Genomic DNA, 22,249 nt, shown 5'->3' with positions numbered 1-22,249 from the left:
TTTGAGCCGATAGGCCGGCAGGGCATCGCGTCATGGCCGCGTATGGTCTCTACACGCACATCGCCTCGAACAAGCTTCGTTCGATGCTGCTGCTCGCCGGCCTGTTCGCGCTGGTCTATGTGCTGGTCTATGCCGGCGCGCTGGTGGCCGAGGTGTTCATCGACGACAGTGAGACCGCCGCGTACTATCTGAGACACGCCTTCTCGGACCTGCTCAAGGCCGCGCCGATTGCAACGGTCGTGGCGGCGGTCTGGATCGTGATCGCCTATTTCTTTCACCAGTCGATGATCGATGCCGTGACCGGCGGCCACAGCGTCACCCGGCAGGAACAGCCGCGGCTCTACAATCTGCTCGAGAACCTCTGCATCTCGCGCGGCCTCACCATGCCGAAGCTGAAGATCATGGAGAGCCCGGCGCTAAACGCGTTCGCGACCGGCCTCAATCCGCGGCAATATTCCATCACGGTCACCACGGGTCTCCTCGATGCGCTCAACGACAAGGAGATCGAGGCGGTGCTCGGCCACGAGCTGACCCACATCAAGAACGGCGATGTGCAACTCATGGTGGTCGCCGTCATCATCGCCGGCGTGGTCGGCTTCTTCGGCGAATTGTTCTTCCGCCTGTTCACGAATCTGAACTGGAGCTCGGGCGGCTCCTCGTCCTCGGGCTCCTCCTCGTCGTCGCGGTCGTCCTCGAGCGACAGCAAGAGCTCCGGGGGCGGTGCGATCATCGTCATCATCATCGCCATCGTGCTGATCGTGCTGGCCTGGCTGCTGTCGCAGGTGGTCAAGCTCGCGCTGTCGCGGTCGCGCGAATATCTCGCCGATGCCGGTTCGGTCGAGCTGACGAAAGACCCCGACGCGATGATCTCGGCGCTGCGCAAGATCGAGGGCCGCGGCGAGCTGCCGGGCGCGACCTCGGCGGTGATGGAGCTCTGCGTCGACAATCCGCGCGAGGGCTTTGCCGACCTGTTCGCGACCCACCCTTCCGTGCAGTCCCGGGTCGACGCGCTGGTCAAGTTCGCCGGCGGGCGCGATCCGGGACCGCTGCCGGACCCCGCCGAAGAGACGGAACAACTCGAGACCGAACATGCCGAGGCGCAGGACGGGCCGCCGCCGCTCTCGCAGGGGCCGTGGAGCGATGCGGCCGGTCCCGCCAGCCCGCCGCCCGTTCCCGCGCCCAGTCCCTCTGGAGCCCCGGCAGCCAATCCGATGGGACCGTGGGGCCGTCACTGACGGCGTGATTTGCCGCTTCATGCGCCGGGTTTCCCGGCAATCGGGAAAATCCTCGGGAATTGCCGTAAGTGGAGCGCGAGGAATTGAATTCTCCCTTGTTTCTGCCATGTTCGCGCCCAACAGCAGACTCGGGACGTCTTTCGGGACATCGATTTGGGGCCCGGCCGATTGCGACCTCGCGATCGGGGGCGCGCGTTAGGGGACAGCAATGGCAAAGCCGGCAGTGGTTGTGGTGGGCGCGGACAAGGGCGGGGTCGGCAAGACCACGGTATCGCGCACCCTGCTCGATTATTTCTCGGCCAACAACGTGCCGACGCGGGCGTTCGACACGGAGTCGCCGCGCGGAACCCTGAAGCGCTTCCACCCCGACATCACCGAGATCGTCGACATGACGACGACGGCCGATCAGATGAAGATCTTCGACACGCTCAACGCTGTCAGCCCTTCGGTCACCGTGATCGACGTCCGCGCCGGCCTGCTTTCGCCGGCGCTGGCCTCGCTGCGCGACATCGGCTTCCTCGACGCCGCCAAGGCCGGCCAGATCACCTTCGCCGTGTTCCACATCCTCGGACCCTCGATCGCCTCGCTGGAGGAGATCGCGGAGACCGCAGGCTTCATGGGGGGCGCGAAATATTTCCTGGTGAAGAACTTCATCAACGACACCCAGTTCTTCCAGTGGGACCAGGCGACCTATAATTCCTACTTCCACCGCATCAAGGACGCGACCGAGCTGACCATCCCCAAGCTCAACGAGATGGCCTATGAGCAGGTCGAGGTCTCCTCGGTCCCGTTCCTGAAATTCGTGGCCAACAAGGGCATCAGCGACGAGGCCGCGAACTATTCCTTCGTGCTGCGCGGTTATGTCCGGCACTGGTTGGCCAATGTCTGGAGCGAATACGACCGCATCCGCCTGACTGACATCGTCGGGTCGAAATCCGCCAGCCGCAACAGCGAAAAATAGTTGCGCAAGCCGGGCTGATACGGCTGGATTGGGCGGTGAGTTGGCCTGATATAGCTGGCGATGCCCGCGACACCCGTCTACATCATCTGCTCGCCCCGCCCGCAGGTCGGCAAGACCTTGCTGGCGCGGCTTTTGAGCGAATTCCTGCTGCTCAAGAACGGCAACGTCGCGGCCTTCGACGTCAACCTGAAGGAGCCGTCGCTGCTCGATTACCTACCGAAGGTGACCGAGACCGCCGACGTGATCGACACCTTCGGCAAGATGCAGCTGATGGACCGCGTCATCGTCGATGACGGACTTGCCAAGGTGATCGACCTCGGCTTCCACGCCTTCGACGAGTTCTTCAAGATGACCGACGAGATCGGCCTGCTGAAGGAGGCGGCGCGGCGCCACGTTGCGCCGATGATCCTGTTCGTCGCCGACACCGACCGCGTCTCGGCCCGCGCCCACGAGATGCTCCGTGGGCGGATCCCGCGGATGAACCTGGTCACGGTGGACAACGAATATGTCGTCCGCGGCGAGCTGCCGCCGGCAATGGGAGGCGGCCGGCTGTTCCGCCTTCCCGCGCTGCCCGGTTTCCTCAAGACCTATATCGACCGACTGAACTTCTCCTTCACTGGCTACCTGCGCCAGGAGAAGGACTCCTCGACCGAGCTGCACCAATGGACGCGGCGGAATTACATCGCGTTCCGGGAGCTGGAGCTCAGCCTGATCCTGCAGCGGTCGTGAAGCATCCGATCGGGAGCTCGGTGTTCACCTCTCCCCAGCGGGGAGAGGTCGGATTGCGCTTGGCGATGCGAAGCATCGTCCAGAGCAATCCGGGTGAGGGGCCGCAGCGTTCAGTGAGACCAGAACCCCTCACCCGGATCGCCTCATCGATGCGATCCGACCTCTCCCTATGGGAGAGGTGAACCGCGTCCTTGGCCCACACACCGCCCCCGAAGCTTGTTCTGCCTCGTTGACGCTCAGTGCCCCTCGAACGACATCAGCGTGCGCACGGGCACGTCCATGGCGCGCAGCTTGGCGGCGCCGCCGAGCTCGGGCAGGTCGACGATGAAGCAAGCGGCAATCACGTTGGCGCCGATCTGGCGCAGCAGCTTGACCGCGCCTTCCGCGGTGCCGCCGGTGGCGATGAGGTCGTCGACCAGGATCACGCGCTCGCCGGGTGCGACCGCGTCGACATGCATCTCCATCTCGTCGATGCCGTATTCGAGCGAATAGGCGATGCGCACCGTGGTATGCGGCAGCTTGCCCTTCTTGCGGATCGGCACGAAGCCCGCCGAGAGCTGATGCGCCACCGCGCCGCCGATGATGAAGCCGCGCGCCTCCATGCCGGCGACCTTGTCGATCTTGTTGCCGGCCCAGGGGTTGACGAGCTCGTCCACGGCTCGGCGGAACGCGCGCGCATCCGCGAGCAGGGTGGTGATGTCGCGGAACATGATCCCGGGCTTGGGATAATCCGGGATGGTGCGGACGCTGGCCTTGATGTCGTGGTCAAAAGTCATTCGTGCCTCTCAATTGACCGGCGCATCCAGCCGGAACGCGTTTTCGACAATACGTAGCCCCACCTCGCCGCCGAGCGACATCAGCGATTCCGGGTGGAATTGCACGCCGGCGACCGGCAGGGTCTTGTGCTCCAGCGCCATGGCGACGCCGTCCTCGGTGCTGGCGGTGACGCTGAGCACCTCCGGCATGCTGTCGCGCTCGACATAGAGCGAGTGATAGCGGCCGATGACGATCTCGTTCGGCAAATTGCGCATCAGCCGTCCGCCGCGCACCTGCACCCGCGAGGGCCGGCCGTGGGCGGGATGGGTGAGCTGGCCGAGCTCGCCGCCGAAATATTCGCCGATCGCCTGCACGCCGAGGCAGACGCCGAACACCGGCAGCTTCTTCTCCAGCGCCGCATCGATCGTCGTCTTGATCCCGAAATCCTCAGGGCGCCCGGGGCCGGGCGACAGCACCAGCAAGTCCCACCTCTTCTGCTTGAGCATGTCGAGCGCATGCACATAGCGGACCACGGTGACGCTGGCGCCGACCTGGCGGAAATAATCGGCGAGCATGTGCACGAAGCTGTCGTCATGGTCGATCAGCAGCACCTGCTTGCCCGAGCCGGTGGCATCAGGCGCAAAGGTCGAGAGCGGCTTCGGCGGATCGCCGCGCAGCGCCTGGAACAGCGCGGCCGCCTTGACCTGGCACTCGCGGTCTTCTGCGGCGGGGTCTGAATCGAACAGGCAGGTGGCGCCGACGCGCACTTCGGCGAGGCCATCCTTCATGCGGATGGTGCGGATGGTGAGGCCGGTGTTAATGCTGCCGTCGAAATTCACCGCGCCGATCGCGCCGGCATACCAGCGCCGCGGCGAGCGCTCGTGGTCCTCGACGAACTGCATCGCCCACAGCTTTGGCGCGCCGGTGACGGTGACAGCCCAGGCGTGGGTGAGGAAGGCATCGAGCGCATCGAAGCCGGGGCGCAACATGCCCTCGACGTGATCAACGGTGTGGAACAGCTTTGAGTAAGTCTCGATCTGGCGGCGCGCCAGGACCTTGATGGTGCCGGGTACGCAGACGCGCGCCTTGTCGTTGCGGTCGACGTCGGTGCACATGTTGAGCTCGAACTCGTCCTTCTCCGAGTTCAGCAGCTGGCGGATCTGCTCGGCATCGCCGATCGCATCAAGGCCGCGCGCGATCGTGCCCGAGATCGGGCAGGTCTCGACGCGGCGGCCGTCCGAACGCACGAACATTTCGGGCGAAGCCGAGACCAGAAACTCGCCCTCGCCGAGATTCATCAGCGCACCATAGGGCGACGGGTTGATGACGCAGAGGCGCTGGAACACTTCGGCCGGCGAGCGGTCGCAGGGCTCGGCGAACAGCTGGCCCGGCACGGCCTCGAACAGATCGCCACGGGCAAAGGCGGCGCGCGCTGTCTCGACCGTGGCCTGATATTCGCCCGGCGCGTGATCGGCAAAGCCCTGGCGCGGCGTCTTCAGATAGGGGCTGTCGGCGGTCTCGCGCGGCAGGCCTTCGGTCGACTTGCCCTTCCAGGCGAAATCGTAAGAGAGCACCACGCCGCGGCCGGTGGCACGGTCGTAGGCGAGCAGGCGATCGGGAATATAGAGCACGATATCGCGCTGGTCGGCCTCGCGCGGGCGCTTCTGCACGAGGTCCTCGATCTGGAACACGAGGTCGTAGGCGAAAGCGCCGAACAGGCCGAGCAGGCCGTCGTCACTGGCGGAGAAGGCAGCGACGAGATCGCGCACCAGCGACATCACGCTGGCACGCCGCGTGCGCTGGTCCTCCTCGACCGGCGCATCGCCGCGGATGATGTGGCCGGCAAGGCGCGTCGTCGTGTTCTCGGAGATGACGACGCAGGGCTCGTGCAGGACGTCGCCGAGGAAGGCGATCAGCACCTCTCCGCGCGCGTTCAGCGCTTCCAGCTTGAAATTGATGCCAACGGTCTCGAGCTTGAGCGGCGGGTCGGAGAAGCCGAGATCGAAGCTCTCGTAGCGGCCGGGCACGGTCGTGCCCGAGGACAGCACCACGCCGCGGCGGCGGTCGAGCAGGTTGATCAGGTCGTCGAGCCGGCTGGCGCCGCCGGTGAACTGCTCGGCCACACGCGTGATCGCAAGCCCCGCGCGGGTCACGTAGTCGCTTCGAGCCGGGAGGGCAAAGACTGTCCTGTTCATGTCGTCCTCTTACGAAACTTGTCGAGGAAACGCCACACAGGACAAACGATCAGGCCGCCGCACTGCGTGGCGACCTCAGACGATTTTGAGAAATGAAATCGCACCGGTCACCTCTTTAGGAGGTGCGCCACCAAAGACGGGCTGGGCGGACGGCGGTGCTCATGGGCGGATACTCACCATGGCACGGGGGCGGCGTCAAGGGTGCGGCAAGGCGGTAGCCCGGATGGAGCGCAGCGCAATCCGGGGTTCGTCCACAATCGGAAAGTCCCCGGATTCCGCTTCGCTCCATCCGGGCTACGGACTAGAGGCCGCACCGCTTCCAAAGCGCGGCCATGTCTGCATCGGTCGCGTACTCGGCTCGATCGGCCTCGCGGAGCCCCTCAAGAACGGCAGCGCGATGGTCCTCCGGGACCTTGAAGGCCTCACGCTTCGACTGCGCATCGGCTTCAGATTTGTCCTTCACGCTCCTACCCCAGATGCTTACTGAAAAACTCCGTCGCTCGGCCCCAGGCGAGCTCGGCGGCTTCGCGGTCGTGCACGGCCTGGCGCTGCTCGTTGACGAAGGCGTGCTCGGCGTCATAGCGGAACAGCTCCAGCGACTTGCCGGCGGCCTTCATGGCCTTCTCGAAACCGTTGACCAGCTCCGGCGTGCACCAATCGTCCTTGTTGGCGAAATGGGCCTGGAGCGGGATCTTGACGTCGGCGGGCTTGGCCGCCTGCTCGGGAGGGATGCCGTAGAACACGACGCCCGCCGCGAGCTCCGGGATCTTGGTCGCGCCGATGATGGTCACGGCGCCGCCGAGGCAGAAGCCGGTCAGCCCGACCTTGGCACCGTTGCGCGACAGATATTGCGTGGCGCCGCGCACGGTCTGCGTGGTGGCGTCCATGAAGTCGAGCGAGTTCATCTCCTTGTTGGCGCTGTCCGTGTCGTGATACGGCACCACCTTGCCCTTGTAGAGATCGGGCGCCAGCGCGTCGAAGCCGGCCAGCGCGAAGCGGTCGCACAGGCCCTTGATCTGATCGGACAGGCCCCACCATTCCTGGATCACGACGACGCCCGGCGCATTGCCGCGCCCGGCATTGGTGAGATAGCCCGAGGCGTCCTTACCGTCCGGGCGCTTGAAGGTGATGCTGGTTCCCATGGTGTCCTCCGGTGAGTTTCTGGGGGATCGGTTGGCGGTATTTTGGCGGGTGGGAGCGCGCGGCGCAATCCACACTCTTGTCATTCCGGGGCGATGCTTCAGCATCGAGCCCGGAATCCATTCATCACCATCTCCGCCGCGCAATGGATTCCGGGCTCGCGCTTTCGCGCGCCCCGGAATGACAGCCCAACAAAAAGCCCCCTTGCGGGGGCTTTTTCATTTCTCGTCTTTCGCCGCTCAGTGCGAGGCGGCCCAGACCTTCTTCTTGGTGAAGTACATCAGGCCCGCGAAGACGATCAGGAAGACGAAGACCTGGAAGCCGAGGCGCTTGCGCGCTTCCATGTGCGGCTCGGCGGTCCACATCAGGAAGGTGGTGACGTCCTTGGAGTACTGCGCGACGGTAGTCGGCGAGCCGTCGTCATAGGTCACCTGGCCGTCGCTGATCGGCTTCGGCATCTTGATGGCGTGGCCCGGGAAGTACTTGTTGTAGTACGAGCCCTCCGGGAGGGTGACGCCCTCCGGCACCTTGTCCTCATAGCCTTGGAGCAATGCGGCGACGTAGTCAGGCCCCTGCTCCTGGTATTGGGTGAAGACGTCGAAGATGAACCAGGGGAAGCCGCGCTTGTAGGAGCGCGCCTTGGTGATCAGGGACAGGTCCGGCGGCGCCGCACCGCCGTTCGCGGCACGCGCGGCCTGCTCGTTCGCGAACGGCGACGGGAAATAGTCCGCCGGCCGGCCCGGACGCTCGAACATGTCCCCCGCATCGTTCGGGCCGTCCTTGACCTTGTACTCGGATGCAAACGCCGCGGCTTGCGCCACCGAATAGCCGGGCCCGCCGGGCTCGGCGAGGTTACGGAAGGCGACGAAGGACAGGCCGTGGCAACTGGCGCAGACCTCCTTGTAGACCTTGAGGCCGCGCTGCAGCGCGCCGCGATCGAACTTACCGAAAGGGCCCGAGAACGACCATGTGTTGCCTGGCGGCTTATCGCTGCCTTCGGCTGCTTTCGCGCTGTCGATCGAGCCCGCGAACAGCGAGCCGGCGAGCGCCAGCACGATCGCGGTCGAGACCATCGGCGTCGACCGGCTGCCGGTCTTGGCCAGCACGGCATCCGAGATCGAGTTCGGCACCGGCCGCGGCTTCTCGATGCGCGCGAGCAGCGGCAGCACGATCAGGAAGTAGGCGAAATAGCAGAACGTCAGGATGCGGCCGGCGATGACGTAGATGCCTTCCGGCGGCTGTGCGCCGAGATAGCCGAGCAGGATGCAGACCGCGACGAAGATCCAGAAGAACTGCTTGGCGAGCGGACGGTACTTCGAGGACCTGGTCTTGGCGGTGTCGAGCCAGGGCAGGAAGCACAGGATGATGATCGCCCCGAACATCGCGATGACGCCCGCGAGCTTGTCGGGAATCGAGCGCAGGATCGCGTAGAACGGCAGGTAATACCATTCCGGCACGATGTGCGGCGGCGTCACGCCCGGGTTCGCGGGAATGTAGTTGTCGGCGTCGCCGAGATAGTTCGGCATGTAGAAGATGAACCAAGCGTACAGCAGCAGGAAGCAGGCGACGCCGAACATGTCCTTGATGGTCGCATGCGGCGTGAACGGCACCGTGTCCTTTTCCGTCTTCGGCTCGACGCCATCAGGGTTGTTCTGGCCAGCGACGTGCAGCGCCCAGACGTGGAGCACGACGACGCCTGCAATCACGAACGGCAAGAGATAGTGCAGCGAGAAGAAGCGGTTCAGCGTCGGGTTGCCAACTGCATAGCCGCCCCAGAGCAGCGTCACGATGCTCTCGCCGACATAGGGAACGGCCGAGAACAAATTGGTGATGACGGTGGCGCCCCAGAAGCTCATCTGGCCCCAGGGCAGCACGTAGCCCATGAAGCCGGTCGCCATCATCAGGAGGTAGATGATGACGCCGAGGATCCACAGCACCTCACGCGGCTCCTTGTACGACCCGTAGTACAGACCGCGGAACATGTGGACGTAGACGGCGACGAAGAACATCGAGGCGCCGACCGCGTGCATGTTGCGCAGCAGCCAGCCGTAGTTCACGTCACGGACGATCAGCTCGACCGACTTGAAGGCGAGATCGGCGTTCGGCGTGTAGTGCATCGCCAGGATCACGCCGGTCAGGATCTGCATTCCGAGCATGAAGGAAAGAATGGCGCCGAAGGTCCACCAATAGTTCAGGTTGCGCGGGGTGGGATAGGCGACGAAGGAGGAATGGATGAGACCAAAAATCGGCAGGCGCCGCTCGATCCATTGCAGGGCCGGATTGCTCGGCTGGTAGTCGGATGGTCCGCTCATGATGCGATCCTGAGGAAATAGTACGACGAGACGGCGCGAAGCTTCGGACTTGAGTCCGAAGCTCAGCCGATCTGGATTTTGGTGTCGGAAACGAACTGGTACGGCGGCACGGCCAGGTTCGTGGGCGCTGGGCCCTGGCGGATGCGGCCGGACGTATCGTAGACCGAACCATGGCAGGGGCAGAAGAACCCGTCGTAGCTGCCTTCATGAGCGATCGGGATACAGCCGAGATGGGTGCAGATGCCGATCACGACCAGCCACTGCTCGTGGCCCGACTTGACCCGGGCCTCGTCGGTCTGCGGATCCGGCAGGCTCGCCACGTTGACGGCGCGCGCCTCGTCGATCTGCTTCTTGGTGCGGTGGCTGATGTAGATCGGCTTGCCGCGCCAGAACACCTTGATGTCCTGGCCTTCCGCGATCGGGCTGAGATCGACCTCGATCGGCGCACCGGCGGCGATGGTCGAGGCATCCGGATTCATTTGGGAGATGAAGGGCCAGAGCGCAGCCGCGCCCCCTACTGCTGCAAATGCCCCTGTTGCAACGAATAAGAAATCACGGCGTGTCGGATGGTCCGCCGAAGACGCTGTCGTCACGATTCCAACCCTTTCTTCTTGCGCTACCGGTGGAACCGCTCCGAGGGGCGCCCAAGAGGTCCCCGGAAAGGCTGCCGGCACCCGCGGCCCCCCGCGGCGGCAGAACTTGGCTTGTTCACCTCTAAACGGGTGAAACAGCAGTCCAGAATCGTTCTATTGGCACCCTTGCCGGGCGAGCGCAAGCCCGCTAACGGCGTGGGAGCGTGCAATGCACGAATTCCCGGGCGGGCGATGTTTTATTGAGACATTTTGCGCCCGCAAGCCAACTCGCCGCCGCCCATGCAGATCGCACTTTTCCAGCCCGACATCCCCCAGAACACCGGCACGATTCTTCGCCTCTGCGCCTGCCTGGGGCTCGATGCCCATATCATCGAACCGGCGGGCTTCCCCATCTCGGACCGCCTGTTCCGCCGGGCGGGAATGGACTACCTCGACCATGTCAGGCTGGCCCGCCACGTCTCCTGGGCGACATTCGAGGACTGGCGTGCAAGCCAGGGCCACCGGCTGCTGCTGTTCACCACCAAGGCCGCCACCGACTACCGCGATTTTCATTACCAGAGCTCGGACATCCTGCTATTCGGGCGCGAGAGCGCCGGCGTCACCGACGCAGTGGTCGAGGCGGCCGATGCGCGTCTGGTGATCCCGATCAAGGCGGGGCTGCGGTCGCTCAATGTGGCCATGAGCGTAGCCATGGCCGCCGGCGAGGCGCTGCGGCAGACCCGGAACCCGCAAGGTTTGACAGGTTGAGGAGAGAGGCTTGAGTTACGCGGTCAAGGAGATCTTCCTGACCCTGCAAGGCGAAGGCGCCCATGCCGGGCGCGCGTCGGTGTTCTGCCGCTTTGCCGGCTGCAACCTCTGGAGCGGGCGGGAGGCCGACCGCGCGGATGCGACCTGCAAGTTCTGCGACACGGATTTCGTTGGCACCGACGGCACGCTCGGCGGGCGCTATGGCTCGGCTGCGGAACTCGCCGATACCATCGCCGCGCAATGGACGGCGGCTGCCGCCAATCGCTACGTCGTGCTGACCGGCGGGGAGCCGCTGCTCCAGGTCGACGCCGCGCTGATCGAGGCGCTGCACGAGAGAGGCTTCGAGATCGGCGTCGAGACCAACGGCACGATCGCAGCTCCTGATGGGCTCGACTGGATCTGCGTTAGCCCCAAGGGCGGCAGCGACCTGGTCCTGCGCCAGGGCCACGAGCTGAAGCTGGTCTATCCCCAGGCCTTGGCGATGCCCGAAGCATTTGAGGATCTCGCCTTCGAGCGCTTCTCGCTGCAGCCGATGGACGGGCCTGAGGTCATCGAGAACACCGCGCGCGCGATCGATTATTGCCTGCACCATCCGCAATGGCGGCTCAGCGTGCAGACCCACAAATCGCTCGGCATCAGATAGGACGCGACCCGCGAATGCAGATGGACGTCACGACGATCGAACACCGCAAGGCCCGCGCCCGCGCCTGGTTCGAGCGCTTGCGCGACGACATCTGCGCGAGCTTCGAGCGGCTCGAGGACGACGCGCCGCAAAGCCTCTATCCGGGCGAGGTCGGCCGCTTCAAGCGCACGCTTTGGCAGCGCACCGACCATTCCGGCGCGGCCGGCGGCGGCGGCGTGATGTCGATGATGCATGGCCGGCTGTTCGAGAAGGTCGGCGTGCACTGTTCGACGGTGCACGGCGAGTTCGCACCCGAATTCCGGGCCCAGATCCCCGGCGCGGCGGAGGATCCAAAATTCTGGGCCTCCGGCATCTCGCTGATCGCGCACATGCGCAATCCGAATGTCCCTGCCGTGCACATGAACACGCGCTTCGTAGTCACCACGAAAGCCTGGTTCGGCGGCGGCGCCGACCTGACGCCGGTGCTGGAGCGAAGGCGGACGCAGGACGATCCCGACAGCATTGCCTTCCATGCCGCGATGAAGCAGGCCTGCGCGCAGCCGAGCGGCGTTGCCGACTACGACAAGTACAAGAAATGGTGCGACGAGTATTTCTACCTGCCGCACCGGAAAGAGGCGCGCGGCATTGGCGGCATCTTCTACGACTGGCACGACAGCGGCGACTGGGACGCCGACCTCGCCTTCACCCAGGACGTCGGCCGCGCCTTCCTGAAGATCTATCCCGAGATCGTGCGGCGCAACTTCGCGAGCGCCTGGACGCCTGCGGACCGCGAGGAGCAATTGATCCGACGCGGCCGCTACGTCGAGTTCAACCTGCTCTACGACCGCGGCACCATCTTCGGGCTGAAGACGGGCGGCAACGTGGACTCCATCCTGTCGTCGCTGCCGCCGGAGGTGAAGTGGCCATGAACGCCATGCTGCCGCCGCTGCCCCGCGCCATGCTGATCGACATGGACGACACCATCCTGTCGGCCTATGGCCGGCCCGAGATCGCCTGGAACACGATCACGGCCGAATTCGCCGAAGAGCTCGCCCCGCTGCCGCCCCCGATGGTCGCCACCGCAGTGCTGGCCTTCGCGCGAAACTTCTGGGCCAATGCCGAGCCGGCGTGGCGGATGAAGCTCGCCGAGGCGCGGCACCTGACCGTGAAGGGCGGCTTCGCCGCGCTCGCGGCCGCAGGCCACCGCGCCCTGCCCGATGACCTCGCCATTCGCCTCGCCGACCGCTTCACCGCCTATCGCGAGGAGGAGATGTTCGTCTTTCCCGGCGCGCACGAGGCGATCGACCAGTTCAAGGCGCTCGGCATCAAGCTCGCGCTGGTCACCAACGGCGCCGCCGACATGCAGCGCGCCAAGGTCGAACGCTTCGAGCTGGCGCACCGCTTCGACCACATCCAGATCGAGGGCGAGCACGGCTTCGGCAAGCCCGAGGAGCGCGCCTATCTGCACGCGATGCAGGCGCTCGGCGTCACCGCTGAGGACACCTGGATGATCGGCGACAATCTGGAATGGGAAGTGGTGACGCCGCAGCGCCTCGGCATCTATGCGATCTGGATGGACGTGCATGGCGAGGGCCTGCCCGAGGGCTCGACGGTCAGGCCCGACCGCATCATCCGCTCGCTCGGCGAACTGCTGCCGGACCGGCCGTAATCAGCCGGTCAAAACAAGACTCGAAAAACAACCCCATGCACAGTAGCGCGCTGCTGTAAAATCAAGGACTTACCGATTTTACGAAAAATTTCTGACCCGTCGGGCAAAACAGGGGTATTGTGGCATCGTCGCGAGGGTTGCCATCGACCCTAGAGCGCGATGCGATGAGGATGAATCGTCATCGCGCTCTAGCTTATTGTTTGAGCATGATCTTTTCGGAAAACCGCTACGCACTTTTCCGGATCATGCTCTTGTCCCTCCCGCGACAGGCTCGAGCACGCCCAAGGCAACCTATTCCACGGTGATATTGCCGGCCTCGATGACTCGCTTCCAGCGGGCCAACTCAGAGACCAGAAACTCCTGGAATTGCTCCGGGGTGTTAGCCACGATTTCGAGGCCGATATCCTCCATTCGTTTGCGTACGTCCGGTGCCTTCAGCGCCGCAACGATCTCGCCATGCAATTTTGCTTTCACGTCGGCAGGAAGGCCCTTCGGAGCAGCCACCGCCTGCCACGAAAAGACGTCGACACCTTCAATCCCAAGTTCCTTCAAGGTAGGCACTTCGGGCAAAAGAGGGGATCTGGCATCGCCGGTGATGGCGAGAACCTTGAGCTGCTTGGATTGAATTTGCCCGATGACGGCGTTGATGTTTTGAAACGATACGTTGACATGCCCCGCGAGGAGATCACTCACGGCAGGCGCCCCGCCGCGATACGGCACGTGGAGACCGGTCGTCCCAGTGCGCTGCCAGAACAGCGCCGCCGTGAGATGATCGGACGAACCCGCACCCGAGCTTGCAAAAGTGATCTTGCCGGGGGCCTTCTTCAGTTGCTCCACCAACTCGGCGACGGTGTTTGCCGGAAAGTTCAAGTTGGCGACCAGGACGTTCGGTGCGCGCACAGCGACCGTCAAAAGGTCGAAGTCCTTCAGAGGATCATACTTCAGATTAGGCTGAAGAAATGGATTCGTCGCATAGACACCGATCGAGCCGACGAGAATGGTGTATCCGTCCGCTGGCGCCCGGGCAACCGCCGTTGCTCCAAGAGCGCCCGTTGCGCCGGACCGGTTTTCGACGACCACCGGCTGCCCCAACGTATCGGAGACCTTCTGTCCGATTGCTCGCGCGACCATGTCGGACGAGCCTCCCGCCGGGAATGGGACGATGAAGGTGATATTCCTTTCCGGCCAGGCCGCGTATGCCATCGAGGTTGCGGCAAGAAGCAGGATGCCAGCTGCGCCAAATCGAATCTTCGATAAAAGAGTAGCATTGCCCATTGTCGATCCTCCGTTGCGACATTTTTCTGAGGGCCTATTTTACGTGCTCATGCCATCCCGATTGATGCTCAGATTGTATTGATTGATCCACTATTTATCACGGGCGCTTTGTCGCGGTGAAATCGCCGATGTGCAAACCTGCCGAGGGGTGGCGCTTCGCTCTTCCAAGCGCTGTCGAGTTTTGCCTATGCGTTATCTCAACTCCCACGCTTCACCTCGAGCGTCAGCAGCGGCTTGCCTTTCTCGGCGATGTAGGTCGCGAGCTCCGCCGCGTTGCGGGCGCAAACGCGGTCTTTCAGGCCCCAATCATTGCGCAGCGTATCTCGCGGTCAACGAATGACCGTGCAAGCTGCCGGAGAACACCACGATCGCCTTCGGCGACAGCTCGGTTTGCAGCTTTCCCGTCATCATGTTGGGATTGGCCGGCGCAAGCGGAACGGTGACCGTCTTGCCGCCATCCTGAACCGTTGCGCGTCCCCGCATATCCTTCGTCGACAGCGGCGATCCATCGTCGTCGCCAACGTAAAAGACGATGTCGGTCCCCTTGCTGACGAATTCGATCGGATGCCCCTGCGACTTGACGACGGGACCGCCGTTGCTGCCCTTCGTCTGCGCCGCGGCAACATCCAGCGTCGCGATCATCACAGCCGTCACGGCGAGGCCGATATAAGTTCTCATTGCAGGCTCCTCGGTGGTTGTCCGCGCGCATCAATAGGCTTCCGCGGGGGTGAACGTTGCGGCGTGTCCGGCCACCAGCCGCTGCAGCGGCTGCTGGCCGAACATCAGAAACAGAATCGGGGTCACGATTGTGTCGAGCACCGTGGCGCTGAGCAGGCCGCCGAAGATCGTCACGGCCACCGGGTGCAGGATTTCCCGGCCCGGCTCGTCCGCGCCGATCAAGAGCGGCGTGAGCGCTAGTCCTGCGCAAAGCGCCGTCATCAGCACCGGACTGAGGCGCTCCATGCTGCCGCGAATGACCAGGGCGGCCCCGAAACGCTCGCCTTCGTGGATGGCGAGATTGATGTAGTGCGAGATCTTCAAGATCCCGTTGCGCGCCGAGATGCCGGCCAGCGTGATGAAGCCGATCATCGATGCCACCGACAAGGGCTGCCCGGAGATCTTCAGCGCGGCGACGCTGCCGATCAGGGCGAGCGGAATACCTCCCATGATGATCAGCGCCAGTGCGATCGACCGGTAGCGGCTGTAGAGGACGACGAAGATCATCGCCATCGAGGCCAGCGACAGAATGCCGATGCGCCAGATCGCCTCCTGCTGGGCCTGGAACGCGCCTTCGAGGCTGGTCGTGTAGCCTTGCGGGAAATCGAGCTCGCGAACCGACCTCTGAATGTCGGCCGCGATATCGGCGATGTCGCGGCGTCCGTCCCCGTTGCCGTACACGACGATCCTGCGCTGGGTCCCCTCCCGCTGAATCTGGTTCGGCCCGTCTGTCTCGACGATGTCGGCCAAAGCGCTCAGCGGGACGAACTCCGAGCCGGTCGGGATGAGCAAATTGTGCAGTCCCGTCGTCGAACGGTCTTGCTCCGACAGGCGCATCACGACGTCGAAACGGCGATTGCCGTCGACGATCTGGGAGACCTTCCGGCCATTGGACAGCGCGTCGAGTGCCTGGGTGACCGCAGCCGGCGTCAGGCCGTGAAGCGCGGCGCGGGCATGGTCGATTTGAACCCGCACTTGCGGAATCAATACTTGCTTCTCGACCTGGAGATCGACCAGACCCGGGATCGTCGATAGACGCTGGCGCACCGTTTCGGACAGCCGCCGCAACATCTCGATGTCCTGGCCGAAGATCTTGAGCACGATCTGGGCACGAATACCGGACTGGAGATGATCGAGGCGGTGGCTGATCGGCTGTCCAATGGCCAGCGACGCCGGCAGCGCGGACAGGGCTTCCCGGATGCTCGCATAGATGTTCGCCTTCTGGCGCTTGGACGGTGTGAGATCGACATCGATCTCGCTGTAGTGCACGCCTTCGGCGTGTTCATCCAGCTCGGCGCGGCCGGTGCGGCGTCCAACCGATTTCACCTCGGGCACCTTTGCGAGCAACTGCTCCGCCAATAGGCCAAGACGGTTGGATTCCGCGAGCGAAATGCCTGGATTGTACTGCAGCGACAGGACCAGCGTCCCCTCGTTGAAAGGAGGAAGAAAGCTGCGGGGCATCTGGCTCGCGGCATAGCCTGCCACCGCGACCGCAGCGGCGACGAAGACCAGCACCAAACCCTGCCGCTGGAAGGCCCAGCCGAGCACCCGCCGATTGGCCTGCTTCAGCTTCGTGACGACAAAGCTCTCGCGGTCACCTGAATGAGCTCGTCCCGAAAGCAGATAATAGGACAGCACCGGCGTCACCGTGATCGAGGTCAGCAGCGAAGCCAGGATTGAGACCACATAGGCGACGCCAAGCGGCGTGAACAGCCGCCCTTCGATTCCCGGAAGGGCGAACAGCGGCACAAAGACGAGGACGATGATCATCGTTGCATAGACGATGCTGGAACGAACCTCCTGGCTCGCGCCGGAGATCACGTCGAGAGCAGGGCGCGGGGTGCTCGACGCAGCGTTCTCCCGCAGGCGCCGCAGGATGTTTTCGACGTCCACCACGGCATCGTCGACCAGCTCGCCGATCGCGATGGCGAGGCCGCCCAGCGTCATGGTGTTGATCGTGAGGCCGAAAGCGCGAAACACCAGGACCGTCACCAGGATCGATATTGGAATGGCCGTCAGCGAGACGAACGCAGCGCGACCGTTCATCAGGAAGACGAACAGGATTATTGCGACAACGATCGCGGCCTCGATCAGGACGCGCTCGACATTGCCGATCGAGGTCTCGATGAAGGTGGCCTGCCGGAACTGCACGTTGGTGACGCTGATGCCCCCGCGCATAGTGCGTTGCAGCTCCCGCAGCGTTGATTCAACATTGCGCGTCAGTGCTACGGTATCCGCAGCCGGTTGCTTCATGACGCTGACGATGACGGCGGGCTTGCCGTTATATCCTGCGTCACCGCGCTTGGTCCGCGCGGCAAAATCCACAGAGGCAATCTGCTTCAGCAGGATCGGCTGCTCTCCGCGGTTGACGACGACGGTGTTGCGGAGGTCCTCGATACGCCTGGTGAGACCGACATTGCGGATCAGATATTCGCGGCCATGCTGGTCGACGAAGCCGCCGCCGCTGTTGGTGCCGAACCTTGCGACCGCCTGCTCGATCTGATCATGGGTGACGCCGAGTGCCTGCATGGTGGCGACGTTCGGCGTCACGCGATATTGGCGGACCTCGCCGCCGATGGGTATCACCTGGGCGACGCCGGGAATGGCGAGGAGTTGCGGTCGGACGACGAAGTCGGCGATCTCGCGCACGTCCATGGGTGAAGCCGTGCCATCGCTCGTCAGCGCGATCAGCATGATCTCGCCCATGATCGAGGTCACCGGGCCCATCTGGGGATTGACCGCGGACGGCAATTGCTCGCGGATCAGCGCCAGCCGCTCGGAGACGAATTGCCGGGCGCGGTAGATTTCGACGCCCCAGTCGAACTCGACATAGACGACCGACAGACCAACGCCCGAGACCGAGCGCACGCGAATGACGCCGGGCATGCCGTTCATCGACGTCTCGATCGGGAACGTCACCAGCTGTTCGACCTCCTGGGGCGCCAGCCCCTCTGCCTCGGTCAGGATGTTGACGGTCGGGCGGTTGATGTCAGGCAGGACGTCGACCGAAACGCTCGGCAGGACGAACAGGCCGTAGCCGACCAGGACGGCGGCGACCGCCAGCACGAATAGGCGATTGCGCAAGCTTGTCTGGACGATGAGCTTGAACATGGTCGGCTACCGGATCTGGTTGATGAGGTCGGTGCCGCGCACGACGATATGTTCGCCTTCGTTGACACCGGCGGCCACGATCACGCGGGCTGCGTCCACCGGCACCACGCGAACCGGCCTCGGCTCGAAGCGCTCGGGCTCTGTGTGCAGCCAAACGATATTCTCACCGTTGCCGCTTCGAACGACGGCATTGCGCGGCACGACCAGGCCAGACACGGGCGCTCCGGCCTGGACCATCACATTCAACGGCTGACCGATGTTGAGACCTGCTGGTGGCTCCGGAATGGCGAACTGAACCACGGACGCATGCTGGCGCAGCGCCCGGCTCGTCCCGACGAAGCTCAGCGCAATCTGCTGCCCGTTCGGAGCCATTGCCGTTGCGGCTTCAGGCTGCTTCAAGCCGATTTCGTCATAGGCGAGCGCCTCGACCCAAAGACTGCTTGGGTCCGCGATCTGAAACAGGACGTCTTGGGGCTGTATGACCTGGCCCGGCGCGACCTTGGCTGAGGTGATGATGCCATCGGTCGATGCCCGCAGTTCCTCGAAGCCGGTGCGGGAATTGCGAACGGTCTCGCGGCGCGCCCGCAGACCCTCCAATTCGCTTTCGAGGTCGTTGACCTGCCCTTGCGGCACCGCGCCGCGTTCGGCCAGCGGCCGGAGACGTCGCAGCTTGTTGTCCGTGATCGCCATCAGCTGTTCGATCTCGCCGACCTTCTCGAGGATCGTCGTGCGGTCGGCGATTGGCAGATGCGGCTCGATCCGGATGAGCAGATCGCCCTTGCGGACGGTTTGCCCGATGCGGGGGATGCCGTCATCGCCGGGAACCACGCGGCCGCCGTAGATGCTCTGCACGATGCTGCTGCGGTTGGGGTCGGCCATGACACGGCCGATCAGGGTGACGGCGGGGTGAATCGTCTGCGGCTCGGCTGCAGCGGTTCGTACCTCGAGCAGACGCTGCGTCGGCTTGGCCGCGAAGACGGTGCCGTCTTGCAGACGGCGCGGGGCATCGCTCAGCGCGGGAACATCCGGCGGACTTGGTTGCGTTGCATTAGTCCGGCCCTCGCCGAACATGATGGCGGCGAGAATGACCAAAGCCCCCGCCATCACGGCGGACGTCGAGGCCGCCATGAAGCGGCCACGACGCCTCCAATAGGAGAAGAGACCGCCGAAGCCCAAGGCGGCGAGCGCGGACGCGGCGATGGCGGCTCGGTTCGATAGAAGCCAGCCGGGCTCGTGCTTGTGCTCCGCGGGCCGGGCCTCTGCACGCGGTATGAACGAGTCGACCAGCAGATCATTTCCCCTGCTAGCGCTGATCGAGAAGATCACCTCGACCGATCCGGACGGCGTGCCGTTCGGAATCGGGGCGGTGTAGACGCCGTCCTCCTGGCTCGATGCCTCGATCGGGGCAGAATCGCCGATCGTGACCTGCAAGGCGGCGTCCGAGACCGGCTCGTTCGTCGCGACATCATCGATGAAGACGGACAGCCTGCCCTCTTTCAGGATGCCGACGACTTCGTAGAGCTCGGAGCGCGCGGCAATCCTCGGATAGGCTGAGGACACGACCGCCGTCTTCTCGGCGTCGCCGTGATCGTGCCCCTCATGGCCAAAGGCGCCCGACAAGCCAAAGACCAGGCTCGCCAACCAAAAAGCGCCAGCCAGCCCAAGAGCTGCGAGCCGCCCTTTCGGGCAGCGCTGATTCATCAACATCGAAAGATCCTTCAGACATGCGAAAAGGCGGCGACCGAAGCGCCGCCGGGACTACGCGATGCTGAAGGTACTTGGTGGCCGGACGAGTCCGTCGGGGCGCACCCCGACAATGGCCCGCGCGAGCGGCAGGTCCATGGCGCCGAGCACTTCGAAGACGCTGAGCAGGTGAACGACCTGCGCTGAAGCGATCGAGGTGCCAAACATATCCCAGGCCACGCCGGGAGTGCCGTCCTCATCGTGATCCGGCCCGTCATGGACGTGGCCTTCCGCGTCGTCGCCGGCGTGGGAATGCACGTGGCCGGCCAATTGATCGTGGAAATGCAGGGAACCGCTGAGCGTGACGGACGGCATCGGAATGGCGCCAACAGCCGCCTTCACCTGCGAGACCGAAATCAGGGCCGCCTGAAGCACAAACGCAAAAATCGCCACGAACATGGCCGTTCTGGCGAGTTGACGAAGATGGTGGCGGACACCGTGCGGCACGCCGAAAAACTAGGCGATGCCGACCGCGAATTCAAGGCGACGTTCGCATCGCGTGGGAGGTGGTCCAGACACCCTCCCCGCTCGATCGAGGAGCTACCGCCGCCCGATATCCGGCAGCCCGCCTGCCTTACTTGAAGTGAAATGCTTCACAAGCCGCAATCCGGGATTGCGGTAGCCTCGTGCCATGGGGCGTGGTGAGTTGGAGGCGACAATGGAGCAGGACCTTCCGAAGCAGACAGCGCGCACGCGATCCCCGGTGAAGGCGGCGGGTATCTGGCAGAGAATTCAATCCTGGGACAGCCGCCTCTCGGTCACCAAGGGACTGACGGCCGTGACCGTGCTGACCGGCTTCCTGGGCGGATATTTCCAGTACCTGAATTCCTATGAACAGAAGGTCGGCGAGCAGGCCAAGGCGGACATGCAGAAGGCGACCGACACCTTTCTCGAGATCTCGGACGCCTTCGCCGACGTGCAGATCCAGCAGGAGACCATGCTGCGCGAGCAGTTCGGCTCGCTGAAGGCGCAGGCAAGCCCCGCTTTCATTCCGGTGGACTCCAAGACATTCGGCTCGTTCTCGGACTATTGGAAGGCGCGCACGTCGCTGCGGCGGAACGGCGCCATCTTTGCGCGCAAGGCGGAGATCTACATCGACTGGCCCAGCGACCTCGGGCGCGATCCGGCCGCAGAGCACACGCTTGACCAGGATCCCCTGACGGCAACGCTGCTCACCAAGTACAACTTCGATTGCGATTCCGACGCCAACCTTCCGCAGTTCAAGGGTGCGATCTTCAATGGCGCCGATCCTGGACGCCCCAGCGACGAATTGTGCAACGACCCGACGGCCAATGGGCTCAAATCCTACGTCAACCTCTGTGCCAGGCGGGCGGATGGCGAGATCGATGCGTTGCAGAAGGTCGTGACCATCAACTGGTGGAGCGCCAAGCACCACGTCCTGGTGATGCACCATTGCTTCGAGGTGCTCCGCGGCGGACCGAATGCGTTGCAAGCTCCGGCCTCCGGCAACGACGTGCCGAACGATCGCAAGCTCGACAAACCACGCGACAGCAATGAGCACAGGCTACAGCTTCAGGCCCGCCGGCTGGACGCGTTCATGACGCTGACCATGGCGCAGCTGGATCGCATCAGGGTGCGATACCGCCCCACCGGCTTCTTCTGCCATGTTCCGCTCGCGCGCGATGCCATCGGCTATTTCAGCAACCAGTGCCTGCCGAACCAGCCGGTCACGAGCGAGCGCAGCTGAGCCGTACCGCGGAGACACCTTCCGGCACCGGTAGCCGGCGTGATCGGCCTGTCATGACGGCCTGTTAGCGTCGGCCGTGTCGATCAACCGAAAGGACAATCCATGGATCTGAAGGCCGGCGATGTCGTGATGCTGAAATCCGGCGGTCAGCCGCTGACCGTCGCGGAGGTGAAGGAGAACGAGGCGCTGTGCCTGTGGATGGGCATGGAAGGCGACCTGTTCCGCGAGACGCTGCCGCTCGCCGTGCTCGTGCAGGTGGAAGAAGACGACGAGGACGACGAAGACGAAGATGATGACGAGGAGTAGGCACTTCTCGGACTGCATTCTCGTGCGAGCCGAGCGCTTCCCTTGATGACGGGCGCGGGGTTGATCAGACGAGGATACGAGGCGCCGCCGTGGCCTTGTCTCCGGAATTCGGCGTCCCCGTCGGTTCGATCAAGAGGATGTGCACTTCCCCACGCGCCACCGGCCGGTGTTCGACGCCCTTCGGCACGACAAAAACCTCGCCGGGGTTGAGGGTGACCGTGCGGTCCCGCAGCTCGATGTCCAGCGTCCCGCTGAGCACGAGAAAGAAGTCGTCCGTGTCCTCGTGCTTGTGCCAATGAAATGGCCCCTCGAGCTTGGCCACCATGATGTCGTTGTCGTTATAGGTCGCCACCGTGCGCGGGGAGAAGCGATCGGTGAACGTTGCGAGCTTCTCGGCGAGATTTGCGGGGGGCTTTCATCGCGTTTCCTC

20 protein-coding genes and 1 pseudogene are annotated in these 22,249 nt (G+C 64.1%); 9 read left to right on the top strand and 12 right to left on the bottom strand.

Translation table 11 applies throughout. The annotated features are described in order from the left end of the window. Positions 1-32: 32 nt before the first annotated feature. The 3 genes from I6F24_RS35135 (at position 33) to I6F24_RS35125 (ending at position 2,925) form a co-directional block, all read left to right on the top strand. Positions 33-1,235, top strand: coding sequence for a M48 family metallopeptidase (locus tag I6F24_RS35135; RefSeq protein WP_225150202.1), 1,203 nt, complete (start codon positions 33-35; stop codon positions 1,233-1,235). A gap of 208 nt (positions 1,236-1,443) precedes the next feature. Continuing rightward, positions 1,444-2,196, top strand: a complete 753-nt coding sequence (locus tag I6F24_RS35130; protein ID WP_036006284.1) for a hypothetical protein — start codon at positions 1,444-1,446, stop codon at positions 2,194-2,196. 60 nt (positions 2,197-2,256) lie between these two features. Next, entirely contained in the window at positions 2,257-2,925 is a 669-nt protein-coding gene (locus tag I6F24_RS35125; protein ID WP_036006282.1) for a hypothetical protein, read from the top strand. Between the two features lie 236 nt (positions 2,926-3,161). On the opposite strand, the gene I6F24_RS35120 is transcribed toward I6F24_RS35125, so the two are convergent. From I6F24_RS35120 to petA, 6 genes are all read right to left on the bottom strand, one after another. Then, positions 3,162-3,701, bottom strand: coding sequence for an adenine phosphoribosyltransferase (locus tag I6F24_RS35120; protein ID WP_036006280.1), 540 nt, complete (start codon positions 3,699-3,701; stop codon positions 3,162-3,164). A gap of 9 nt (positions 3,702-3,710) precedes the next feature. Next, a complete protein-coding gene (locus I6F24_RS35115) occupies positions 3,711-5,876 on the bottom strand; it encodes an anthranilate synthase component I (RefSeq protein WP_225150200.1) in 2,166 nt (721 codons plus the stop codon). A gap of 301 nt (positions 5,877-6,177) precedes the next feature. Then, entirely contained in the window at positions 6,178-6,339 is a 162-nt protein-coding gene (locus I6F24_RS35110) for a hypothetical protein (RefSeq protein WP_157784007.1), read from the bottom strand. Positions 6,340-6,343: 4 nt separating this feature from the next. Then, on the bottom strand, positions 6,344-7,018 hold the full coding sequence (locus tag I6F24_RS35105) for a dienelactone hydrolase family protein (RefSeq protein ID WP_225150198.1): 675 nt from the start codon (positions 7,016-7,018) through the stop codon (positions 6,344-6,346). Between the two features lie 237 nt (positions 7,019-7,255). Further along, positions 7,256-9,328 (bottom strand): cytochrome b/c1, encoded by a 2,073-nt coding sequence (fbcH, locus tag I6F24_RS35100; protein WP_225150196.1) that lies wholly within the window; start codon positions 9,326-9,328, stop codon positions 7,256-7,258. 62 nt (positions 9,329-9,390) lie between these two features. After that, on the bottom strand, positions 9,391-9,921 hold the full coding sequence (gene petA / locus I6F24_RS35095; RefSeq protein ID WP_036006265.1) for a ubiquinol-cytochrome c reductase iron-sulfur subunit: 531 nt from the start codon (positions 9,919-9,921) through the stop codon (positions 9,391-9,393). 279 nt (positions 9,922-10,200) lie between these two features. Here petA and I6F24_RS35090 point away from each other — a divergent pair, with 279 nt between their 5' ends. Genes I6F24_RS35090 through I6F24_RS35075 form a run of 4 tightly spaced genes read left to right on the top strand, consistent with a single transcriptional unit; the run spans position 10,201 to position 12,959 of the window. After that, entirely contained in the window at positions 10,201-10,668 is a 468-nt protein-coding gene (locus tag I6F24_RS35090; protein ID WP_225141495.1) for a tRNA (cytidine(34)-2'-O)-methyltransferase, read from the top strand. A gap of 10 nt (positions 10,669-10,678) precedes the next feature. Next, the gene (gene queE, locus I6F24_RS35085; RefSeq protein ID WP_225141493.1) at positions 10,679-11,311 is read left to right on the top strand and encodes a 7-carboxy-7-deazaguanine synthase; all 633 of its coding nucleotides are present in this window, start codon (positions 10,679-10,681) and stop codon (positions 11,309-11,311) included. Between the two features lie 20 nt (positions 11,312-11,331). Further along, on the top strand, positions 11,332-12,219 hold the full coding sequence (gene hemF / locus I6F24_RS35080; RefSeq protein ID WP_225150682.1) for an oxygen-dependent coproporphyrinogen oxidase: 888 nt from the start codon (positions 11,332-11,334) through the stop codon (positions 12,217-12,219). Between the two features lie 5 nt (positions 12,220-12,224). Then, positions 12,225-12,959, top strand: a complete 735-nt coding sequence (locus tag I6F24_RS35075; protein ID WP_225150681.1) for an HAD family hydrolase — start codon at positions 12,225-12,227, stop codon at positions 12,957-12,959. A gap of 291 nt (positions 12,960-13,250) precedes the next feature. Here the strand turns inward: I6F24_RS35075 and I6F24_RS35070 are convergent, their stop codons facing one another. The 5 genes from I6F24_RS35070 to I6F24_RS35050 form a co-directional block, all read right to left on the bottom strand. Then, positions 13,251-14,234, bottom strand: coding sequence for a tripartite tricarboxylate transporter substrate binding protein (locus tag I6F24_RS35070; RefSeq protein ID WP_225150194.1), 984 nt, complete (start codon positions 14,232-14,234; stop codon positions 13,251-13,253). Positions 14,235-14,540: 306 nt separating this feature from the next. Further along, positions 14,541-14,912 (bottom strand): hypothetical protein, encoded by a 372-nt coding sequence (locus I6F24_RS35065; protein WP_225150192.1) that lies wholly within the window; start codon positions 14,910-14,912, stop codon positions 14,541-14,543. Positions 14,913-14,942: 30 nt separating this feature from the next. Continuing rightward, positions 14,943-18,062, bottom strand: coding sequence for an efflux RND transporter permease subunit (locus I6F24_RS35060; protein WP_225150190.1), 3,120 nt, complete (start codon positions 18,060-18,062; stop codon positions 14,943-14,945). A 6-nt stretch (positions 18,063-18,068) separates the two neighbouring features. Continuing rightward, on the bottom strand, positions 18,069-19,493 hold the full coding sequence (locus tag I6F24_RS35055; protein WP_225150188.1) for an efflux RND transporter periplasmic adaptor subunit: 1,425 nt from the start codon (positions 19,491-19,493) through the stop codon (positions 18,069-18,071). 327 nt (positions 19,494-19,820) lie between these two features. Then, positions 19,821-20,204, bottom strand: coding sequence for a hypothetical protein (locus I6F24_RS35050; RefSeq protein ID WP_225150186.1), 384 nt, complete (start codon positions 20,202-20,204; stop codon positions 19,821-19,823). 259 nt (positions 20,205-20,463) lie between these two features. Here I6F24_RS35050 and I6F24_RS35045 point away from each other — a divergent pair, with 259 nt between their 5' ends. Together I6F24_RS35045 and I6F24_RS35040 are read left to right on the top strand one after the other, a co-directional pair. Next, positions 20,464-21,513, top strand: coding sequence for a hypothetical protein (locus I6F24_RS35045; protein WP_225150184.1), 1,050 nt, complete (start codon positions 20,464-20,466; stop codon positions 21,511-21,513). 102 nt (positions 21,514-21,615) lie between these two features. Then, positions 21,616-21,819, top strand: coding sequence for a DUF2158 domain-containing protein (locus tag I6F24_RS35040; RefSeq protein WP_036024831.1), 204 nt, complete (start codon positions 21,616-21,618; stop codon positions 21,817-21,819). 64 nt (positions 21,820-21,883) lie between these two features. On the opposite strand, the pseudogene I6F24_RS35035 reads toward I6F24_RS35040, so the two are convergent. Next, positions 21,884-22,222, bottom strand: a pseudogene (locus I6F24_RS35035) (cupin domain-containing protein); the annotation flags it as partial. Positions 22,223-22,249: the final 27 nt, after the last annotated feature.

It is taken from the genome of Bradyrhizobium sp. BRP23, from assembly GCF_020194135.1.
GTDB classification, from domain to species: domain Bacteria; phylum Pseudomonadota; class Alphaproteobacteria; order Rhizobiales; family Xanthobacteraceae; genus Bradyrhizobium; species Bradyrhizobium yuanmingense.
The sequence above is the reverse complement of the archived record's forward strand: the minus strand, read 5'-3'. Positions and strand labels throughout refer to the sequence as shown.